Source organism: Cryobacterium sandaracinum (assembly GCF_004403415.1).
Classification (GTDB): Bacteria; Actinomycetota; Actinomycetes; order Actinomycetales; family Microbacteriaceae; genus Cryobacterium; species Cryobacterium sandaracinum.
This window is the reverse complement of record NZ_SOGO01000031.1, coordinates 120,560-137,003: the sequence shown is the minus strand read 5'-3', so window position 1 is coordinate 137,003 and position 16,444 is coordinate 120,560. Positions and strand designations below refer to the sequence as shown.

Here is a 16,444-nt window from a genome sequence, read left to right as displayed (position 1 = left end):
GTTGCCCATGGTCCGGTTGCCCACGCTCAGTGCGCCCGGAGCAGCTGCATCGAGGCGGCCGGTACGAGGAACCGGTCGCCGGGGGCGTGCTCGATGACGGCGTCGCTCAGGTCGTCGTGGCTGGAATCCCAGAGCAGCGAGTACGAGGTGACGCCCGTGTGCAGGGGCAGCGTCACCGTCACCTCCTCCTCACGGCCCTGCACGATCAGCAGGATACGGTTGAAATCCTCGTGCTCCGGGGTGCTCGCCGCCAGGTACTGCAGAGTGCGCTCACCGGACGAGTGCCAGTCGTCCTCGGACATGGACCGGCCCTCCGCGTTGTACCAATTCATTTCGCTGGCGCTGAGGGTCGTCTCACCGGGGCGTCCGAACCGTACCGGGCGCAGCGCCGGGTTCTCGCGGCGCAGCTGGAGCAGGCGCCGGGTCACCCGGTGCAGGTCCTCCTGCCAGTCGTCGAGGTCCCAGTTCAACCAGGTGAGCTCACTGTCGTGGCAGTAGGCGTTGTTGTTGCCGCGCTGGCTGCGACCGAATTCGTCGCCCGCGGTGATCATCGGCACGCCGGCCGACAGCAGCAGGGTCGCGAGCAGGTTGCGCATGGCCTTGCGCCGGGCGGTCAGGATGTCCCGGTCCCGGGTCGGACCCTCCGCGCCGTGATTGAACGAGTTGTTGGAGTCGGTGCCGTCGCGGTTCGACTCCCCGTTGCCGACGTTGTGCTTGACGTTGTAAGAGGTCAAATCGGCCATCGTGAAACCGTCGTGGGCCGTGATGAAGTTGAGCGAGGCGAGCGGGCCGCGCTCCCGGGAGAAGGTGTTCGCGGAACCTGCGAGGCGGGTCGCAAAGCGCCCGATCCCGCTCCCGGCGTGCCCGTCGCGGGCGGCCGCCAGGTCGGTCAGCCAGAACGACCGCATGCGGTCGCGGTAGCGGTCGTTCCACTCGGTCCAGCCGTCCGGGAAATTGCCGGTCTGCCAGCCGCCCATCCCGATGTCCCAGGGCTCGGCGATCAGCTTGACCGTCGAGAGTTCCGGGTCGGCCGTGATCGAGGCGAGCAGCGGGCTGTCCGCCTGGAAGTCGACGTTCTCGTCCCGGGCGAGCGTGGCGGACAGGTCGAAGCGGAAACCGTCGATCTGCACCTCGTTCGCCCAGTAGCGCAGCGAGTCGAGCACGAGTCGGCGGGGAACGTCGTGGGAGAAGTTCAGGGTGTTGCCGCAACCCGTGACGTCGATGTATCCGCCGGCGCTGTTCTGCCGGTAGTAGGCGGCGTTGTCGATGCCGCGGAGGCTGCTGACGGGGCCGTTCGGGCCCTCCTCGGCGGTGTGGTTGTAGACCACGTCGAGGATGACCTCGAGGCCGGCCTCGTGCAGGAGCTTGACCATGCCCTTGAATTCCCGGAGCACCGCTTCGGGACCGGCGGCCTGGGACTTCTGGGTGGCGTAGTCGGCGTGCGGTGAAAAGAAGTTGAAGGTGTTGTAACCCCAATAATTACTCAGACCCTGCTTTATCAGGCGCTGCTCGGACACGAACGCCTGCACCGGCAACAGTTCGACGCTGGTCACGCCGAGGTTCTTCAGGTAGCCGATGGTCGACTCGTGGGCAAGGCCCGCATAGGTGCCGCGGAGGTTCGCCGGCACCGAGGGGCTGAGGTTGGTGAGGCCGCGAACGTGGGCCTCGTAGACCACGGTGTGGTCCAGGGCGATCCTCGGTTTGACCGAACCGGCCCAGTCGAAATCGCCGTCGACTACGGAAGACTGCCACTGGTCGGGGCCGACCCGCACGAGTCCCCGGGAATAGGGTTCGATCAGTGTCTTCTCGGGGTGGAAGGAGTTGCGGGGGGCGGTGGGACCAGAGACGCGGATGCCGTAGCGGCGTCCGGGGGAGAGGGTTCGGGAGTGTCCGGACCAGACGCCGTGCTCATCCTTGACCATGGGCACGGTCTTGATGATCCAGTGGGGGTCGGTGGCGTCGAAGATGCACAGGTCGATGGCGTCGGCGGTCTCCGACCACACGCGGAGTTCGCCGCCGTGGGTCGTGACTCGCACGCCGAGGCTGCGCAGGGGATCAGGCGGGGTCATGCGTTCTAGAGTAATGAGTACAGAAGCCGTGATTTACCACCAGGAGACCCGCCGGTGGGACCTGGCGAAACTCGAGCGAGCGCGAAAGGAGCGAGATGGCGATCTATCTGGACCATGCGGCAACCACCCCCATGCTGCCCGAAGCCATTGACGCCTACGTTCGGGCGATGCGGGTGGTGGGCAATCCCGCCTCCGTTCACAGCCAGGGTCAGAACGCAAAACGGATGCTCGAGGAGGCCCGCGAGCAGGTCGCTGCCAGCCTCGGCTGCGACCCGATCGAGGTAGTCTTCACCGGCGGCGGCACCGAGGCGATCAACCTCGGCATCAAGGGGCTGTTCTGGGCCAGGCAGCCGCGCACCCGCATCCTCGTTCCCGGAGGCGAGCACCACGCCACCATGGACACGGTCGAGTGGCTCGATCGGCACGAGGGAGCCGTAGTCGAGTGGCTGCCGCTGGACGCCGTCGGCCGGATCGACCTGGCAGCGGTTGCCCAATCCATCGCCGCGAACCCCGACGACATCGCCCTGATCACCTGTCTCAGCGCCAACAACGAGGTCGGAACCCTGCAGCCGGTCGCCGAGGTGGCCGCGCTCGCCGCGGCGCACGGCATCCCGGTGCACGTCGACGCGGTGGCGGCGTACGGCCACGTTCCGATCGATTTCCACGCCCTCAGCCGGGCCGGCGTGGCCGCGCTCAGCGTCTCGGCACACAAGATCGGCGGCCCGGTGGGGATCGGGGCGCTCGCCCTCTCGCGCCGGGCCACGGTCGAGCCGCTGCTGCACGGCGGCGGGCAGCAGCGTCAGGTACGCAGCGGCACCCAGGACGTCGCGGCGGCCGTGGCGTTCGCGGTCGCGGCAAACGCCCTGCACGACCTTCCGGCGGAGAACGCGCGGATCTCCGCGCTGCGCGAGCGACTCGTCGTCGGCGTCTCTTCGGCCGTACCCTCCGTTGTGGTGAACGGCGACCCGGACCCGCAAAACCATCTGCCGGGCACCGCGCATTTCAGCTTCCCGGGCTGCGAGGGTGACTCGCTCCTGTTTCTGCTCGACGTGGCGGGTATCTCGGTGTCCACGGGATCTGCCTGCCAGGCGGGCGTGGCCGAGCCCTCCCACGTGCTGCGCGCCATGGGCCGCAGCGAAGTGGAGGCGCGCGGCGCCCTGCGGATCACCCTCGGCCGCACCAACACCGAGGCCGACGTCGACGCTCTGCTCGCCGCCCTCCCGGCCGCCCACGTCCGGGCGGCCCGGGCCGGCCTGGCCGACCGGATGCCGGGCCGCTGAGCCGCGCCGCGGCATCCGTGCTCTGCTGCACGTCGTCGCTCCTCACCCGCGGCGCAGCTGCCGCGCGGCTGACGTGGCGGTGCTGGACGGCTTGGGCCTACACGTGTAAGGTATTTTTTGCAGGTAGATGGATGTCGAGGGGAGCGTGGGCACGATGACGCTCGACGAGGACATCGCCCGGCTGTCCGCCCTCGCCAACCCGCACCGGTTCCGCATCATCGCCCTGCTGGCGGAGGAGTCCCTCCATGTGAGTGAGCTCGCCCGCCGGCTGGGGATGTCCCGGGCCCTGCTGTACATGCACCTGCAACGACTCGAATCGGCCGGTTACGTGACCGGGCACCTCGAACTCTCCGACGACGGCAAGGCCCTGAAATTTTTCGAGGTCGTTTCGTTCGAGGTCACCACCAACGTCGCACGCATCGTTGCGGCGGTCGCAGCCGACACAGAAAGCACACATTGATGGACAACATTCCCTGGTTCGCCTGGATCGCCATTGTCGGCATTATCGCCGGCGTCACATCGAGCATCGTGGCGGCCGTGCTGCGGTCGCGCGAGAAGCAGGCGGAGTTCGCCGAAGCGGCGGACCTGCGCGGCCTCGTCGAGCAGAGCACCGCGAGCAACCAGGCCGTGCTCGACCGGCTCGCCCTGCTGGAGCTTCGCCTCGCCTCGATTGAGCGAACCCTGACCGATATCCCCTGACACTGGCCCTGGCCCTGGCTGGTGCCGCGGGCGTCTGTCGTCGCTTGTCCCGGCCCATCGTTTCGTTGCGCGGGGGCTGCGCCGCTGCGCGCCTGGCACGCCACGCGCGCAGCGACGCAGTTGCCGCGCTGGGGCTGCGCGAGGGCTGCGCGAGGGCTGCGCGGGGGCGCTCACCCGATTACACTCGTCAAGTGAAGGTTTTGGCAGCAATGAGCGGTGGGGTGGACTCCGCCGTCGCCGCAGCCCGCATGGTCGAGGCGGGACACGAGGTGGTCGGGGTGCACCTGGCCCTCAGCCGGATGCCCGGAACCCTGCGCACCGGCAGCCGCGGCTGCTGCACGGTCGAGGACTCGATGGATGCCCAGCGGGCGGCCAACATCATCGGCATCCCGTACTACGTCTGGGACTTCTCCGAGCGGTTCAAGCTCGACGTGGTCGACGATTTCATCGCCGAATACGCCGCTGGCCGCACCCCGAACCCCTGCATGCGCTGCAACGAGCGCATCAAGTTCGCCGCCCTGCTCGAAAAGGCCCTCGACCTGGGCTTCGATGCCGTCGCCACCGGTCACTACGCCACGATCGTGACGGATGCCGACGGCAACCGCGAGCTGCACCGCGCCAGCGCCTGGGCCAAGGACCAGTCCTATGTGCTCGGCGTGCTCACGCAGGACCAACTGGCGCACTCGATGTTCCCGCTCGGCGCGACGCCGTCCAAGGCTGAGGTGCGAGCGGAGGCCGCGGCGCGCGGTTTCTCGGTGGCGAACAAGCCCGACTCCTACGACATCTGCTTCATCCCCGACGGCGACACCCGAGGCTGGCTGGCCGAGCGCGTGCCGCCGGCGACCGGGGACATCCTCGACCGGGACGGCAACACCCTCGGCACGCACGACGGGGCGGCCGCGTTCACCGTCGGGCAGCGCAAGGGGCTGCAGATCGGCACCCCGGCCGCCGACGGCAAGCCCCGGTTCGTGCTCGAGGTGCGCCCGATCTCCAACACCGTCATCGTCGGGCCGAAAGAGGCGCTCGCGATCAAGAAGATCGCCGGCACGAAGTTCACCTGGTGCGGCGTGGCCCCCGCGCACCCGGAGATCGCCTTCGACTGCGACGTGCAGATCCGCGCCCACGCCGACCCGGTTCCCGCCGTGGCCCAGGTCGTTCCGCTCAAGGCCGGCTCGTCCGCCGAGACCAGCGCGAGCCGCGGGAGCGGCGCCACCACCGAGCTCGTGATCATCCCGGCCGAGCCGCTCACCGGCGTCGCGCCCGGGCAGACCGCCGTCGTCTACCTCGGCACCCGCGTGCTCGGGCAGTGCACCATCGATCGCACGGTTAGTGCCGTCAGTGCGGTCGCCGTCGATGCATAGCCCGGCGCCCGACCCGGCGGCAGACGCGCCCCTGCACGTCGCCGCGGCCGAGGTCTCCGACCTGACCCAGCGCATCCTGGAAGCCCGGGACGCGTACTACGACCGCAACGAGGCCGTCATCACCGACGCGGAGTACGACGCGTTGGTGCACCGCCTCGCCGAGCTCGAGCGGGAATTCCCCGAGCTGGCCAGTCAGGACAGCCCCACCCAGACCGTGGGCGGCCGCGCCGAGACCAGCCTGTTCGATCCGGTGCAGCATGCCGAACGCATGCTCAGCCTCGACAACGTCTTCTCGCTCGACGAATTCGGCCTCTGGGCCGCGAAGGTCGAACGGGACGCCGGGCGACCCGTGCACTACCTCTGCGAGCTCAAAATCGACGGACTCGCGATCAACCTGCGCTACGAGCAGGGGGTGCTGGTCAGCGCCGCCACCCGCGGCGACGGGGTGGTCGGCGAGGACGTCAGTGAGAACGTCGCCATGGTGCCCGGCATTCCGAGAAAACTGCGGGGCACCGGGCATCCGCCCCTGATGGAAGTGCGCGGTGAGGTGTTCTTCCCGGTCGCCGAATTCCTCGAGCTCAACGCGCAGCAGGTCGCCGCCGGCGAACGCGTCTTCGCGAATCCGCGCAACGCGGCGGCCGGCTCCCTGCGCCAGAAGGCCGAGGGTAAGGCCGCGGAACCGCTGCGCCTGATGCGGGCCAGGCTCGGCCGGCTCCGGATGCTGGTGCACGGCATCGGCGCGTGGTCCACCCCGCCGGTCGCGTCCCAATCCGGGGTCTACGAGCTGTTGCAGGGCTGGGGTCTGCCTACCAGCAGCTACTACCGGGTGGAACCCTCCGCGGCTCTCGCGGCGGACTTCGTCGCGTACTACGGCGAGCACCGCGCCAGCGTCGACCACGAGATCGACGGCATCGTGATCAAGGTCGACGAGCTGGCCCTGCACGCCGAACTCGGTGCCACCAGCCGGGCGCCGCGCTGGGCGATCGCCTACAAGTACCCGCCCGAGCAGGTCAACACCAGGCTGCTCGACATCGTCGTCAGCGTCGGCCGGACCGGCCGGGCCACGCCGTTCGCCGTCATGAAGAAGGTGCGGGTCGCCGGTTCCGAGGTACGCCAGGCCACCCTGCACAACCAGGACGTGGTCCAAGCCAAGGGCATCCTGATCGGCGACATCGTCGTGCTGCGCAAGGCCGGCGACGTCATCCCCGAGGTGCTCGGCCCGGTGGTCGAGCTGCGCGACGGCACCGAGCGAGCCTTCGTCATGCCGGTGAACTGCCCGGAGTGCGGCACGCCGCTCGCCCCGGCCAAGGAGGGCGACATCGACCTCCGCTGCCCGAACGCGCGCAGCTGCCCGGCTCAGGTGCGCGGCCGGGTCGAGCACATCGGCTCCCGCGGCGCCCTCGACATCGAGGTGCTCGGCGAGGTGGCCGCCGCCGCTCTCACCCAGCCCACCCGTCCGGTGGAGCCGCCCCTGCCCACCGAGGCCGGCCTTTTCGACCTCACCCTCGACGACCTGCTGCCGATCGAGGTCATCGTGCGGGACGCCGAGACCGGGCTGGCCAAGGAAGAGGATGACGGCTCCGTGCGGCTGCGCACGCCGTTCCGGCGCAACCCCACGGCCGCCGAGAAGAAGAAGGGCGTCGAGGGACCGCAGCCGTCGTCGAGTGCGCAGAAGCTCCTGCGCGAGATCGAGCTGGCGAAGACCAAGCCGCTGTGGCGGCTTCTGGTGGCCCTCAACATCCGTCACGTCGGGCCGGTGGCGGCGCGCGCCCTGGCCGGCCACTTCGGTTCTCTCGAGCTGATCCGGGCCGCGTCCCGCGAGGAGCTCGCCAAGGTCGACGGGGTGGGCGGCATCATCGCCGACGCCATCATCGCGTGGTTCGAGGTGGACTGGCACCAGGGCATCGTGGAGCAGTGGACGGTGGCCGGCGTTCAGTTCCGCATATCGGAACACCCCGGTCCGGGAGCCGCTGCGGCGGCCGGGGGAGTGCTGGCCGGGCTCACGGTGGTGGCCACCGGCTCGATCGAGGGCTACACCCGGGAAGAGGCGCAGGAGGCGATCATTTCCGCCGGGGGCAAATCCGCCGGGAGCGTGTCGAAGAATACCGACTTCGTGGCCGCCGGTCCGGGCGCGGGGTCGAAGCTGGCCAAGGCGGAGGCGCTCGGCCTGCGGATCCTCGACGCCGCAGAATTCCACCTGCTGGTCACGAGCGGCCCGGAGTCCCTGGCCGAGACGACGGCCGACGCCGACGCCGACACTGACCCGGTTTGATTCAACGGCTCTTCTCACCCGGCACCTCTGACGCGTCGACCCAACCGAGCACCATCCGGGTGAACAGGTCCACATCCTCGATGCTCCAGACATGGTGCATGCCGGGTGCGGTCCAGGCGCGAGTCTGCGGCAAATGGGCGAGCAGCGCGGGAAAGCTGTCCCGGACGAGGCGGGACTCCCGTTCGCCCGCCACCGCCAGCAGGGGGCCGCGGTAGTCCTGCAGCCTCTCCGGGACGCCGCCGCGGTTCACCTCGGCGAAGACGCGCCGGGCGTTGTCGGTTCGGAGGCTCAGTCCGTGTTCCACGAACAGGTCGACCGCGTCGGCGGGCAAGCCGAAAGCCTTCGCCTGGGCCCGCCAGTACCAGGGGCGGTCCCAGAGCCGCAGTTGCATCGTGCTCAGGAACCGGGCCGTGCCGTGCACCCCGGTGAGCGGCACGCCGGACACCAGGCAGGAGTGCAGCAGTCCCGGGTGCCGGGCCATGACGTGCGTGGCCACGAGGCCGCCCAGGGACAGCCCCACCAGATGGGCCCGGCCGCCGCGCGCGTGAGCGGCGATGATGCCGGCCACATCGTCGGCGGTCTGACCGAGGGAAAGCCAGTCCTCTCCGGCCCGGGCGCCGAAACCGGGCAGGTCGGGGGTGAGCAGATGCCGGTCGGGCATTCCCTCCACCTGCGGTCTCCAGGACCACGACGCGACGCTGCCGCCGTGCAGGAACATGATCGTGTCGGTCCCCGTGGTGTCAACGCCGTGCTGCAGGGGATAGCGGAATTTCAGGCGCTGGCGGGGACGGCTCATCCGAGGGCCTCCTTCGTCTCGACCAGCCACGCGAGTTCCGCCTCGGCGTGGAGGATTCCGTTCCGCAGCGTTGCGAAGCGCAGCCTGCGTCCGAGGTCGTCCGGGGCACGATCGTCGGGCTCGCGGTGGGCCTGCTCCTGCTCGGCGACGGAACGCAGTGCGGCCAGCATCGCGGTGGCCTGGCCGCGCCGCGCCCGCATCAGTGCCCGGGTAGCCGGCACCCCCAGGGTGCCGACGAAGAACAGCCGCATCAGGAACGCGTCGTGCGAGGTTTCGGGTTCCAGCGGCGCCCGCAGCCAGTCGCCCAGGGCCGTCCGGCCGGCCGAGGTGATGTGGTGCTCGCGCCGGTCGGGGCGTCCCTCCTGCGGAATGACCTCGACGTCGGCGAGACCGTCGGAGACCAGTGCCGCCAGCGTGCGGTAGATCTGGGATTGGTCGGCGGACCAGAAATGGGCGACGGATGCCTCGATGCTCTTTTTGAGGTCGTATCCCGTCATCGGTGCGAGGTCCAGGATCCCGAGCAGGGCGATTTTCAACGACATGTTTATATGGGATCACACCTATATAGGTTTATGCAAGTATCAACTTTGGCGCGATTGACCCTCGATCGGGGGTCTCCCAGACCCACTGTGGGGGCACGGCCGCACCATCCGTTTCAGTAGTCTGGAGACGCAATGCTTGTCTGTTAGGGGCCGGGTTGTTTTGCTACTCGGTGTTCGTGAGGGGACGTGCCCAGGTTTGCTGTTAGAAGCGGCGGTTCTAACGCTCTCCCTGGCTCTCAATGGAGTCAGTGAGACCTCTGGCGCGCACGCTCTCAGCACCACAGTCCAGGGCCAGCCGGTGCCGAACCGGGGCGCCGAACCCGCCGCGGCGGAACCGTTGTGGCTGAACCTGTCGGCGCGCACCGGCACCTCGGTCGCGGTGCCCGGCGCCGGCGACCCGCGGGTGTCCGCGCAGCCGATCGCATCCGTGCCGAAGTCCGCCACGGTCGCCACCGTCGAATCCGTGCGGGGACTGACCGGAGCCAACCTGCTGGCCGGGCTGTCCACCCTCTCCGTGGCCGACATGGCCGCGTTCGTGGAGCAGTCCCCCGGCCAGGTCGACGCCCTGTTGACGGCGCCGCCCGCAGCCTCCGCGGTGGCCGGCCTCTGGACGGAACTCGGCGCCTCCGAGCGGTCGTCGCTGCTGGCTGCCGCACCCAAGCTCGTGGGCAACCTGGAGGGTGTCCCCTTCCGGGAGCGGGGCAGGGCCAACGCCCGCTACCTCACGCAGAGCCTGGCCGACGTCACCCAGCGGCTGGCCGACGCGACCGACGACAGCGAGCGCACGCTGCTCAACCGAGAACTCGCCGTCCTGACCCAGGTCAAGGCGGCACTGAGCACCCCCGACGGCGCCCCGCGCCGTTCCTTGATCCTCCTCGACCCCGCAGGCGGCGGGCGTGCCGCGATCGCTCTCGGCAACCCGGACACCGCCGCATTCGTCACCTATCTGGTACCCGGCATGAACTACACCGTCGAGCAGCAGATCGTCAACTGGGCCGACACCGCAGACGCCGTGTACACGGAACAGATCGCGGTGCTGCGCGGGGGGGCGCCGTCCGGGCACGCCCTGACCGGCGGCATCCGCGCCGCCGGCGTCGCCACGATCGCCTGGATCGGCTACGAGGCCCCCACGGTGTTCACCGTGGGCGGGACGGGCCTCGCGGAGGTCGGCGCCGACTTCCTGGAGCAGTCGGCTCTGGGCATCGCGGCCGACCGAGGCACGCGTCGGCCCTTCGTTTCGGTGCTCGCGCACTCGTACGGGTCGACCGTGGCGCTCACGGCGCTGGCCCGCGGCACGTTCGGGGTGGACGCCCTGGTGCTGGTGGGGTCCCCGGGCAGCCAGGTGCAGTCCGTCGCCAGCCTGAGCGTCGCGCCGGGCAGTGTCTATGTGGGCAGCGCCGACTGGGACCCGACCGTGAACAGCGCTTTCTTCGGCAGCGATCCCGGTGCGGAGTCGTACGGCGCGAACACCCTCGGCGTGTCCGGCGGGAACGATCGGATCACCGGCTCCTGGCTGAACGGATCGGTCGGCCACAACGCCTACTTCGACGTTGGAAGCGAGTCCCTGCACAACATGGCGTTGATCGGAACCGGCAACGCGGATCTTGTCACCGACGGCTCCGAATAGAATTGGGGAATCCACCCTCGACGATCGTACGGAGCAACATGTCTGAAATCACGGCCGAGCAGGTTGCCCATTTGGCCAACCTTGCCCGGATCGACCTCAGCTCGGAGGAGATCGCCCGCCTCACGACTGAACTCGGTCAGATCGTTGACTCGGTCGCGAAGGTAGCCGAAGTGGCCACGCCGGATGTGCCGGCGACGAGCCACCCGATGCCGCTGACCAATGTCTTCCGCGCCGACACGGTGGTCCCCTCGCTCACGGTCAAACAGGCGCTCTCCGGGGCTCCCGACCGGGACGGCGACAAGTTCCGCGTGCCCGCAATCCTGGACGAGGAGTAATCCATGACCAACGTGATCAAGCTGTCCGCCGCCGACCTCTCGGGTCTGCTTGTCGAACGGTCCATCAGCTCCGTCGAGGTGACCCAGGCTCACCTGGACCAGATCGCGGCCGTCGACACCGGTGTGCACGCGTTCCTCCACGTGGCCGGCGAGGCCGCGCTCGCCGCCGCAGCCCGCGTCGACGCCCGGCGTGCCGCCGGCGAGGTGCTCGGGCCGCTCGCCGGGGTTCCGATCGCCATCAAGGACGTGCTCGCCACCATCGACATGCCCTCGACCGCCGGTTCCAAGATCCTCGAGGGCTGGATCCCCCCGTACGACGCCACCGTGGTCAGGCGCGTGCGCGACGCCGGGCTGATTTTGCTCGGCAAGACCAACATGGACGAGTTCGCGATGGGCTCGTCGACCGAATTCTCCGCCTACGGCCCGACGCACAACCCGTGGGACTACGACCGGATCCCCGGCGGCTCCGGCGGTGGCTCCGCGGCCGCGGTCAGCTCCTTCGAGGCGCCGCTGGCGCTCGGCAGCGACACCGGCGGCTCGATCCGCCAGCCGGCCGCCGTCACCGGCTCGGTCGGCGTCAAGCCCACCTACGGCGGTGTGTCCCGCTACGGCTCGATCGCTCTCGCATCCTCGCTCGATCAGGTCGGCCCGGTGACCCGCACGGTGCTCGACGCCGCCCTGCTGCACGACGTGATCGGCGGGCACGACCCGCTCGACTCGACGTCGCTCACGGACACCTGGCCCTCGATGGCGGCCGCCGCACGCGCCGGCCTCGCTGACGGGGCGCTCACGGGGGTGCGGGTCGGCGTGATCAAGGAGCTGAGCGGCGACGGATTTCAGGCCGGAGTTGCGCAGCGCTTCACCGAGACCCTCACGTTGCTTTCCGCGGCGGGCGCCGAGATCGTCGAGATTTCCGCCCCCAGCTTCGAGTATGCGATCGCTGCCTACTATCTGATCCTCCCGGCGGAAGCGTCGAGCAACCTGGCGCGCTTCGACTCGGTGCGCTTCGGCATCCGGGTCAACCCGGAAGACGGCCCGCTGACCAGCGAACGGGTCATGGCGGCCACGCGCGACGCCGGCTTCGGCCCCGAGGTCAAGCGCCGCATCATTCTCGGCACCTACGCCCTCAGTGCCGGCTACTACGACGCCTACTACGGCAGTGCGCAGAAGGTGCGCACGCTGATCCAGCGCGACTTCGACGCGGCCTTCTCGAAGGTTGACGTGCTGGTGTCGCCGAGTGCGCCGACCACCGCGTTCAAGTTCGGCGAGAAGATGGCCGACCCGATGGCCATGTACCTCAACGACGTCACCACGATCCCGGCCAACCTTGCCGGGGTCCCCGGCATGAGCCTGCCGATGGGACTCGCGCCCGAGGACGGCCTGCCGGTCGGCCTTCAGATCATGGCGCCCGCGAAAATGGATGCTCGTCTCTACAGCTTCGGAGCCGCCGTCGAGGCGCTGCTCGAAGCATCCTGGGGGCACACCCTCCTCAGCCGGGCGCCGGAACTGGCGCGGAGAGAAATGTTCGCCGGCACAGCCACAAGCACAGCGTTCACGAGCACAGAGGGAGCCGTCTGATGAAGAAGGCCGAACTGATGGACTACGACAAGGCCCTGGAGCTGTTCGAGCCGGTGCTCGGCTTTGAGGTGCACGTCGAGCTCAACACCAAAACAAAGATGTTCTGCGGCTGCGCGAACGAATTCGGCCAGGGTGCCAACACCAACACCTGCCCCACCTGCCTGGGTCTGCCCGGAGGGCTGCCGCAGGTGAACGCGAAGGCCATCGAATCGAGCATCCGTTTAGGGCTCGCCCTCGGCTGTGAGATCGCGGAGTACTCGCGGTTCGCCCGCAAGAACTACTTCTATCCGGACACCGCGAAGAACTTCCAGACTTCGCAGTACGACGAGCCGATCGCGTTCAACGGTCAGCTCACGATCGAACTCGAAAGCGGACGCCTGGTCACGGTCGACATCGAGCGCGCCCACATGGAGGACGACGCCGGCAAGCTCACCCACGTGGGTGGGGCGACCGGTCGCATCCAGGGTGCCGACTACTCGCTGGTCGACTACAACCGCGGCGGAGTGCCGCTGGTCGAGATCGTCACCCAGATGATCGAGGGCGGTGAGGCGGACTCACCCGAGATCGGCCGCACCTACGTTGCCGCCATCCGCGAGATCGTGAAAGCGCTCGGCGTCTCCAACGCCCGGATGGAAGAGGGCAACGTGCGTTGCGACGCGAACGTGTCCCTGCGCCCGCGCGGCTCGAATGTGCTCGGTACGCGCACCGAGACCAAGAACGTGAACTCGCTGCGTTCGGTCGAGCGGGCCGTGCGGTACGAGATCCAGCGTCAGGCGGCCCTGCTGCACGCCGGTGGAACCATCACTCAGGAGACCCGGCACTGGCATGAGGACACCGGCATCACTTCGGCCGGCCGGCCCAAGTCCGACGCCGACGACTACCGGTACTTCCCGGAGCCCGACCTCGTTCCCGTGGCCCCGTCGCGGGAATGGGTGGAAGAACTCCGTGCCACCCTGCCGGAGCCTCCGGCCGCCCGCCGCAAGCGGCTTCAGGCCGAATGGGGCTTCGCCAACCTCGAATTTCAGGATGTCGTCAACTCCGACCTCCTCGACGTCGTCGAGGCAACCATCGCAGCCGGCGCCGCAGCCCAGGCCGCCCGCAAGTGGTGGACCGGCGAGGTTGCCCGCCTTGCGAACGCCTCCGGTGTGTCCGCCGACTCGCTTGTGCAGCCGGCGCAGGTCGCCGCACTGATCGAACTCGTCGTGGCCGGAACGCTCACCGACCGCCTGGCCCGGCAGGTGCTCGAGGGCGTCATCGGCGGCGAGGGCACTCCGCTCGAGGTCGTCGAGTCCCGCGGTCTCGCGGTCGTCTCGGACGATGGCGCGCTGATCGCGGCGATCGATGAGGCTCTGGCCGCCCAGCCCGATGTTCTGGCCAAGATCCGCGACGGCAAGGTTCAGGCGGCCGGAGCCGTGATCGGCGCCGTTATGAAGGCCATGCGCGGACAAGCGGATGCCGCGCGCGTGCGCGAGCTCGTGCTCGAGCGTGCCGGAGCGGCCGAGTAATGGGCCTCGGGAACACGCGCCAACCTGCCGCCGACGGGTACCCCGGTTCCCAGCCGGGTGCCCTCGGTGTGGGAGCGCAGGTCGTGGTGCGCTTGGACCGTGGTCGGTATCCGGACGCCGACGCCGAAGACCCGAGCGGAGTGATTGTGGCGGCCGGAGAACTCCAGGGCGCGGCCCTGTACGCCCCCGTTTCCGGACGGGAAACCGTATGGATCGTGGAATTCGACGAACCCTTCTACGGTCTCGACGGTTCTGGCCCGCACGCGTCGGCTCGGGTGGCGCAGAGCTCGCTCGAAGCCGCCCCCGAGGCGTAACCGTCGTGGAGCAGAAGCGCCCGGCCACCGCGCGGGACATCCGTCGCTGGCGCCGCTACCTGGCAGACGAACGGGCCGAAGCGACGGTGTACCGCGACCTCGCCGGACGCCGTAGCGGCGAGGAGCGCGAGATCCTGCTGGCTCTGGCCGACGCCGAGGGGCGCCACGAACAGCACTGGCGGCACCTTCTCGGTGACCAGGTCGGAGCCCCACACCGGGGCGCGATCCGCACCCGTTTCCTGGGGTTCCTGGCCCGCAGGTTCGGATCGGTTTTCGTGCTTGCCCTCGCCCAGCGTGCCGAGGCCCGCTCCCCGTATGACGCCGATGCCGACGCCACAGACACCATGGCCGCCGACGAGCGCATCCACGAGGAGGTCGTGCGTGGGCTGGCCGCTCGCGGCCGGCAGCGGCTGGCTGGCACGTTCAGAGCCGCGGTCTTCGGGATCAACGACGGCCTCGTCAGCAACCTGGCCCTGGTGCTGGGCATCGGCGCCACCGGAGTGCCCGCCGCCACGATCCTCTTCACCGGTATCGCCGGTCTTCTCGCCGGGGCACTCTCGATGGGTGCCGGCGAATATGTTTCGGTACGGTCCCAGCGTGAGCTGCTCGAAGCCTCAACGCCGAATCCGGCCTCCCGGACTGTGCTGGCCCATCTCGATTTGGCTGCGAACGAACTGACCCTGGTCTATCGCGCGCAGGGGATGCCCCCGGAGAAAGCGGAGATCCATGCACGCGAGGTTCTGCGCACGGTGGCCATCGCGACCGGCCCGGTCGACGTCAAGAAGACCGGCGGCCTGGCTCCGGCGGTCGACGAGCACGAAGCCATCGGCACGGGAATCGGAGCGGCCACGTCGAGCTTCTGCTTCTTCGCCTCCGGGGCGATCCTGCCGGTGCTGCCGTATCTGTTCGGCCTCGACGGGATCACCGCGGTCATCGCGGCAGCCGTGCTCGTGGGGCTCGCCCTGCTGGCCACTGGCGCCATCGTCGGGCTGCTCTCGGGCGGGCCGCCCTGGCGGCGCGCCATCCGTCAGCTCATCATCGGTTTCGGTGCCGCCGGCGTCACCTATCTGCTGGGTCTTCTCTTCGGAACCTCGATCGCCTAACGCTGCTCCCGAGCCGCCGTGCTTGAGGTGGCCGCAATTCCGCTCAGAACGGCGCCGGTTGCTTCGTGTGCGCCTGCCGCACGGTCGGCTCCTATTCGGCCCTTTTTCCGGTGCACGGATGTTCGTGGCCGGTTCGCTGAGGAGGGTGCGCCCGGTCGGTGAGGTCCACTGCAGGGTTCTGCCGGGCAGGGGCACGAAGCTCCACCGGGTCTCGGACTGCTCGCTATATATGGGCTTCATGAGGGAGACGTTACGGGTACCCACTGACATTCGATGCCCCAGGTCGGCGACCGTCAGCGCCCTGTGGATAACCCGATCAAACTCATATTGCGGAGGAGGAGTGGTGCTCGCTGCGGGGCCTGCTTCGGGCATCCGTGATGGGGCGCGCCACCCGCATCCGTCCTCACGGTATTACGGAGATTTTTGGGGAAACGCCGGTCTGGGCGGCGTGTTGCGACAATCTCCGAAGTAAGTGACTACGGCCGCGACGGGTGCTCCGGGCTGGGCGGCAACGAGAGCGCCTGCGACTTCACGGTGAACCCCGACCAGTGCGAGATCTCCCACGCCGGCGACGAGGAGTACGCGGCGTAGATCTGGTACTGGTCCACTCCCATTGAGGACTGCCTCGACGGCCGCACCGATGTGAAGTGCACCGACTACTCCGACTGGACGACCGCCTGGCAGGAGATCAAGGGTTAGCGCGGCATCCCCATCCGGCCGAGCCGAATCGGAGGAATCATGACGGGTGACACGGCGACGCCGGGGCAACGGATGCCGGTGCCGCCGCACCGGGACACGCTCGCCCGGCGGGATTCGATCACGCTGAGCCGGCATCCGCGGCTTCGCCTGACGCTGATGCTGTCCACCCCTCTGCTCTGGCTCGGCCTGATCTACATCGTCGCCCTCGTTGCCCTCGTTGCCCTCGCCGCCCCGCTGATCACCTCTCTGTGGACGGTCGACAGC

The 16,444-nt window shown here is 69.0% G+C and carries 15 protein-coding genes; 11 read left to right on the top strand and 4 right to left on the bottom strand.

Features of this window, described 5'->3' with window-relative positions:
* Positions 1-26: 26 nt before the first annotated feature.
* Complete coding sequence (gene glgX / locus E3T25_RS11055; protein WP_134374242.1) at positions 27-2,069, bottom strand: glycogen debranching protein GlgX; 2,043 nt, start codon at positions 2,067-2,069, stop codon at positions 27-29.
* Between the two features lie 95 nt (positions 2,070-2,164).
* Here glgX and E3T25_RS11050 point away from each other — a divergent pair, with 95 nt between their 5' ends.
* From E3T25_RS11050 to ligA, 5 genes are all read left to right on the top strand, one after another.
* The gene (locus E3T25_RS11050; RefSeq protein WP_134374240.1) at positions 2,165-3,349 is read left to right on the top strand and encodes a cysteine desulfurase family protein; all 1,185 of its coding nucleotides are present in this window, start codon (positions 2,165-2,167) and stop codon (positions 3,347-3,349) included.
* 127 nt (positions 3,350-3,476) lie between these two features.
* A complete protein-coding gene (locus E3T25_RS11045; protein WP_241980811.1) occupies positions 3,477-3,809 on the top strand; it encodes an ArsR/SmtB family transcription factor in 333 nt (110 codons plus the stop codon).
* Positions 3,809-4,048: a hypothetical protein gene (locus E3T25_RS11040; RefSeq protein ID WP_104103220.1), complete on the top strand. Its 240-nt coding sequence runs from the start codon at positions 3,809-3,811 to the stop codon at positions 4,046-4,048. The genes E3T25_RS11045 and E3T25_RS11040 overlap by 1 nt, the downstream gene beginning before the upstream one ends.
* 191 nt (positions 4,049-4,239) lie before the next feature.
* Positions 4,240-5,409 (top strand): tRNA 2-thiouridine(34) synthase MnmA, encoded by a 1,170-nt coding sequence (mnmA, locus tag E3T25_RS11035; RefSeq protein WP_134374238.1) that lies wholly within the window; start codon positions 4,240-4,242, stop codon positions 5,407-5,409.
* Positions 5,402-7,681: an NAD-dependent DNA ligase LigA gene (ligA, locus tag E3T25_RS11030; RefSeq protein WP_134374236.1), complete on the top strand. Its 2,280-nt coding sequence runs from the start codon at positions 5,402-5,404 to the stop codon at positions 7,679-7,681. The genes mnmA and ligA overlap by 8 nt, the downstream gene beginning before the upstream one ends.
* 1 nt (position 7,682) lies before the next feature.
* Here the strand turns inward: ligA and E3T25_RS11025 are convergent, their stop codons facing one another.
* Together E3T25_RS11025 and E3T25_RS11020 are read right to left on the bottom strand one after the other, a co-directional pair.
* Entirely contained in the window at positions 7,683-8,477 is a 795-nt protein-coding gene (locus E3T25_RS11025; protein ID WP_134374234.1) for an alpha/beta fold hydrolase, read from the bottom strand.
* Positions 8,474-9,019, bottom strand: coding sequence for a PadR family transcriptional regulator (locus E3T25_RS11020; protein ID WP_134343098.1), 546 nt, complete (start codon positions 9,017-9,019; stop codon positions 8,474-8,476). The genes E3T25_RS11025 and E3T25_RS11020 overlap by 4 nt, the downstream gene beginning before the upstream one ends.
* 298 nt (positions 9,020-9,317) lie before the next feature.
* Between E3T25_RS11020 and E3T25_RS11015 the strand changes: the two genes are divergently transcribed.
* The 6 genes from E3T25_RS11015 to E3T25_RS10995 all read left to right on the top strand — a co-directional run bounded on the left by E3T25_RS11015 (position 9,318) and on the right by E3T25_RS10995 (position 15,481).
* Entirely contained in the window at positions 9,318-10,646 is a 1,329-nt protein-coding gene (locus E3T25_RS11015; protein ID WP_134374232.1) for an alpha/beta hydrolase, read from the top strand.
* A 38-nt stretch (positions 10,647-10,684) separates the two neighbouring features.
* On the top strand, positions 10,685-10,981 hold the full coding sequence (gatC, locus tag E3T25_RS11010) for an Asp-tRNA(Asn)/Glu-tRNA(Gln) amidotransferase subunit GatC (RefSeq protein ID WP_166785093.1): 297 nt from the start codon (positions 10,685-10,687) through the stop codon (positions 10,979-10,981).
* Positions 10,982-10,984: 3 nt separating this feature from the next.
* Entirely contained in the window at positions 10,985-12,559 is a 1,575-nt protein-coding gene (gatA, locus tag E3T25_RS11005; RefSeq protein ID WP_104103234.1) for an Asp-tRNA(Asn)/Glu-tRNA(Gln) amidotransferase subunit GatA, read from the top strand.
* The gene (gene gatB, locus E3T25_RS11000) at positions 12,559-14,064 is read left to right on the top strand and encodes an Asp-tRNA(Asn)/Glu-tRNA(Gln) amidotransferase subunit GatB (RefSeq protein ID WP_104103236.1); all 1,506 of its coding nucleotides are present in this window, start codon (positions 12,559-12,561) and stop codon (positions 14,062-14,064) included. Before gatA ends, gatB begins: the two co-directional genes overlap by 1 nt.
* Positions 14,064-14,378, top strand: a complete 315-nt coding sequence (locus E3T25_RS16800; RefSeq protein ID WP_134400921.1) for a hypothetical protein — start codon at positions 14,064-14,066, stop codon at positions 14,376-14,378. Before gatB ends, E3T25_RS16800 begins: the two co-directional genes overlap by 1 nt.
* An 86-nt stretch (positions 14,379-14,464) precedes the next feature.
* The gene (locus E3T25_RS10995; RefSeq protein ID WP_420898243.1) at positions 14,465-15,481 is read left to right on the top strand and encodes a VIT1/CCC1 transporter family protein; all 1,017 of its coding nucleotides are present in this window, start codon (positions 14,465-14,467) and stop codon (positions 15,479-15,481) included.
* 476 nt (positions 15,482-15,957) lie between these two features.
* Here the strand turns inward: E3T25_RS10995 and E3T25_RS16795 are convergent, their stop codons facing one another.
* The gene (locus E3T25_RS16795; protein ID WP_166785092.1) at positions 15,958-16,095 is read right to left on the bottom strand and encodes a hypothetical protein; all 138 of its coding nucleotides are present in this window, start codon (positions 16,093-16,095) and stop codon (positions 15,958-15,960) included.
* Positions 16,096-16,444: the final 349 nt, after the last annotated feature.

Excerpts from the sequence above, each read along its gene's own strand:
- ligA (WP_134374236.1), top strand. The coding sequence starts at position 5,402 with ATGCATAGCCCGGCGCCCGACCCGGCGGCAGACGCGCCCCTGCACGTC.
- E3T25_RS11045 (WP_241980811.1), top strand. The coding sequence starts at position 3,477 with ATGGATGTCGAGGGGAGCGTGGGCACGATGACGCTCGACGAGGACATC.
- E3T25_RS16795 (WP_166785092.1), bottom strand. The coding sequence starts at position 16,095 with ATGGGAGTGGACCAGTACCAGATCTACGCCGCGTACTCCTCGTCGCCG.
- E3T25_RS11050 (WP_134374240.1), top strand. The coding sequence starts at position 2,165 with ATGGCGATCTATCTGGACCATGCGGCAACCACCCCCATGCTGCCCGAA.
- E3T25_RS11020 (WP_134343098.1), bottom strand. The coding sequence starts at position 9,019 with ATGTCGTTGAAAATCGCCCTGCTCGGGATCCTGGACCTCGCACCGATG.
- E3T25_RS11025 (WP_134374234.1), bottom strand. The coding sequence starts at position 8,477 with ATGAGCCGTCCCCGCCAGCGCCTGAAATTCCGCTATCCCCTGCAGCAC.
- gatC (WP_166785093.1), top strand. The coding sequence starts at position 10,685 with ATGTCTGAAATCACGGCCGAGCAGGTTGCCCATTTGGCCAACCTTGCC.
- gatA (WP_104103234.1), top strand. The coding sequence starts at position 10,985 with ATGACCAACGTGATCAAGCTGTCCGCCGCCGACCTCTCGGGTCTGCTT.
- gatB (WP_104103236.1), top strand. The coding sequence starts at position 12,559 with ATGAAGAAGGCCGAACTGATGGACTACGACAAGGCCCTGGAGCTGTTC.
- E3T25_RS16800 (WP_134400921.1), top strand. The coding sequence starts at position 14,064 with ATGGGCCTCGGGAACACGCGCCAACCTGCCGCCGACGGGTACCCCGGT.
- E3T25_RS11040 (WP_104103220.1), top strand. The coding sequence starts at position 3,809 with ATGGACAACATTCCCTGGTTCGCCTGGATCGCCATTGTCGGCATTATC.
- glgX (WP_134374242.1), bottom strand. The coding sequence starts at position 2,069 with ATGACCCCGCCTGATCCCCTGCGCAGCCTCGGCGTGCGAGTCACGACC.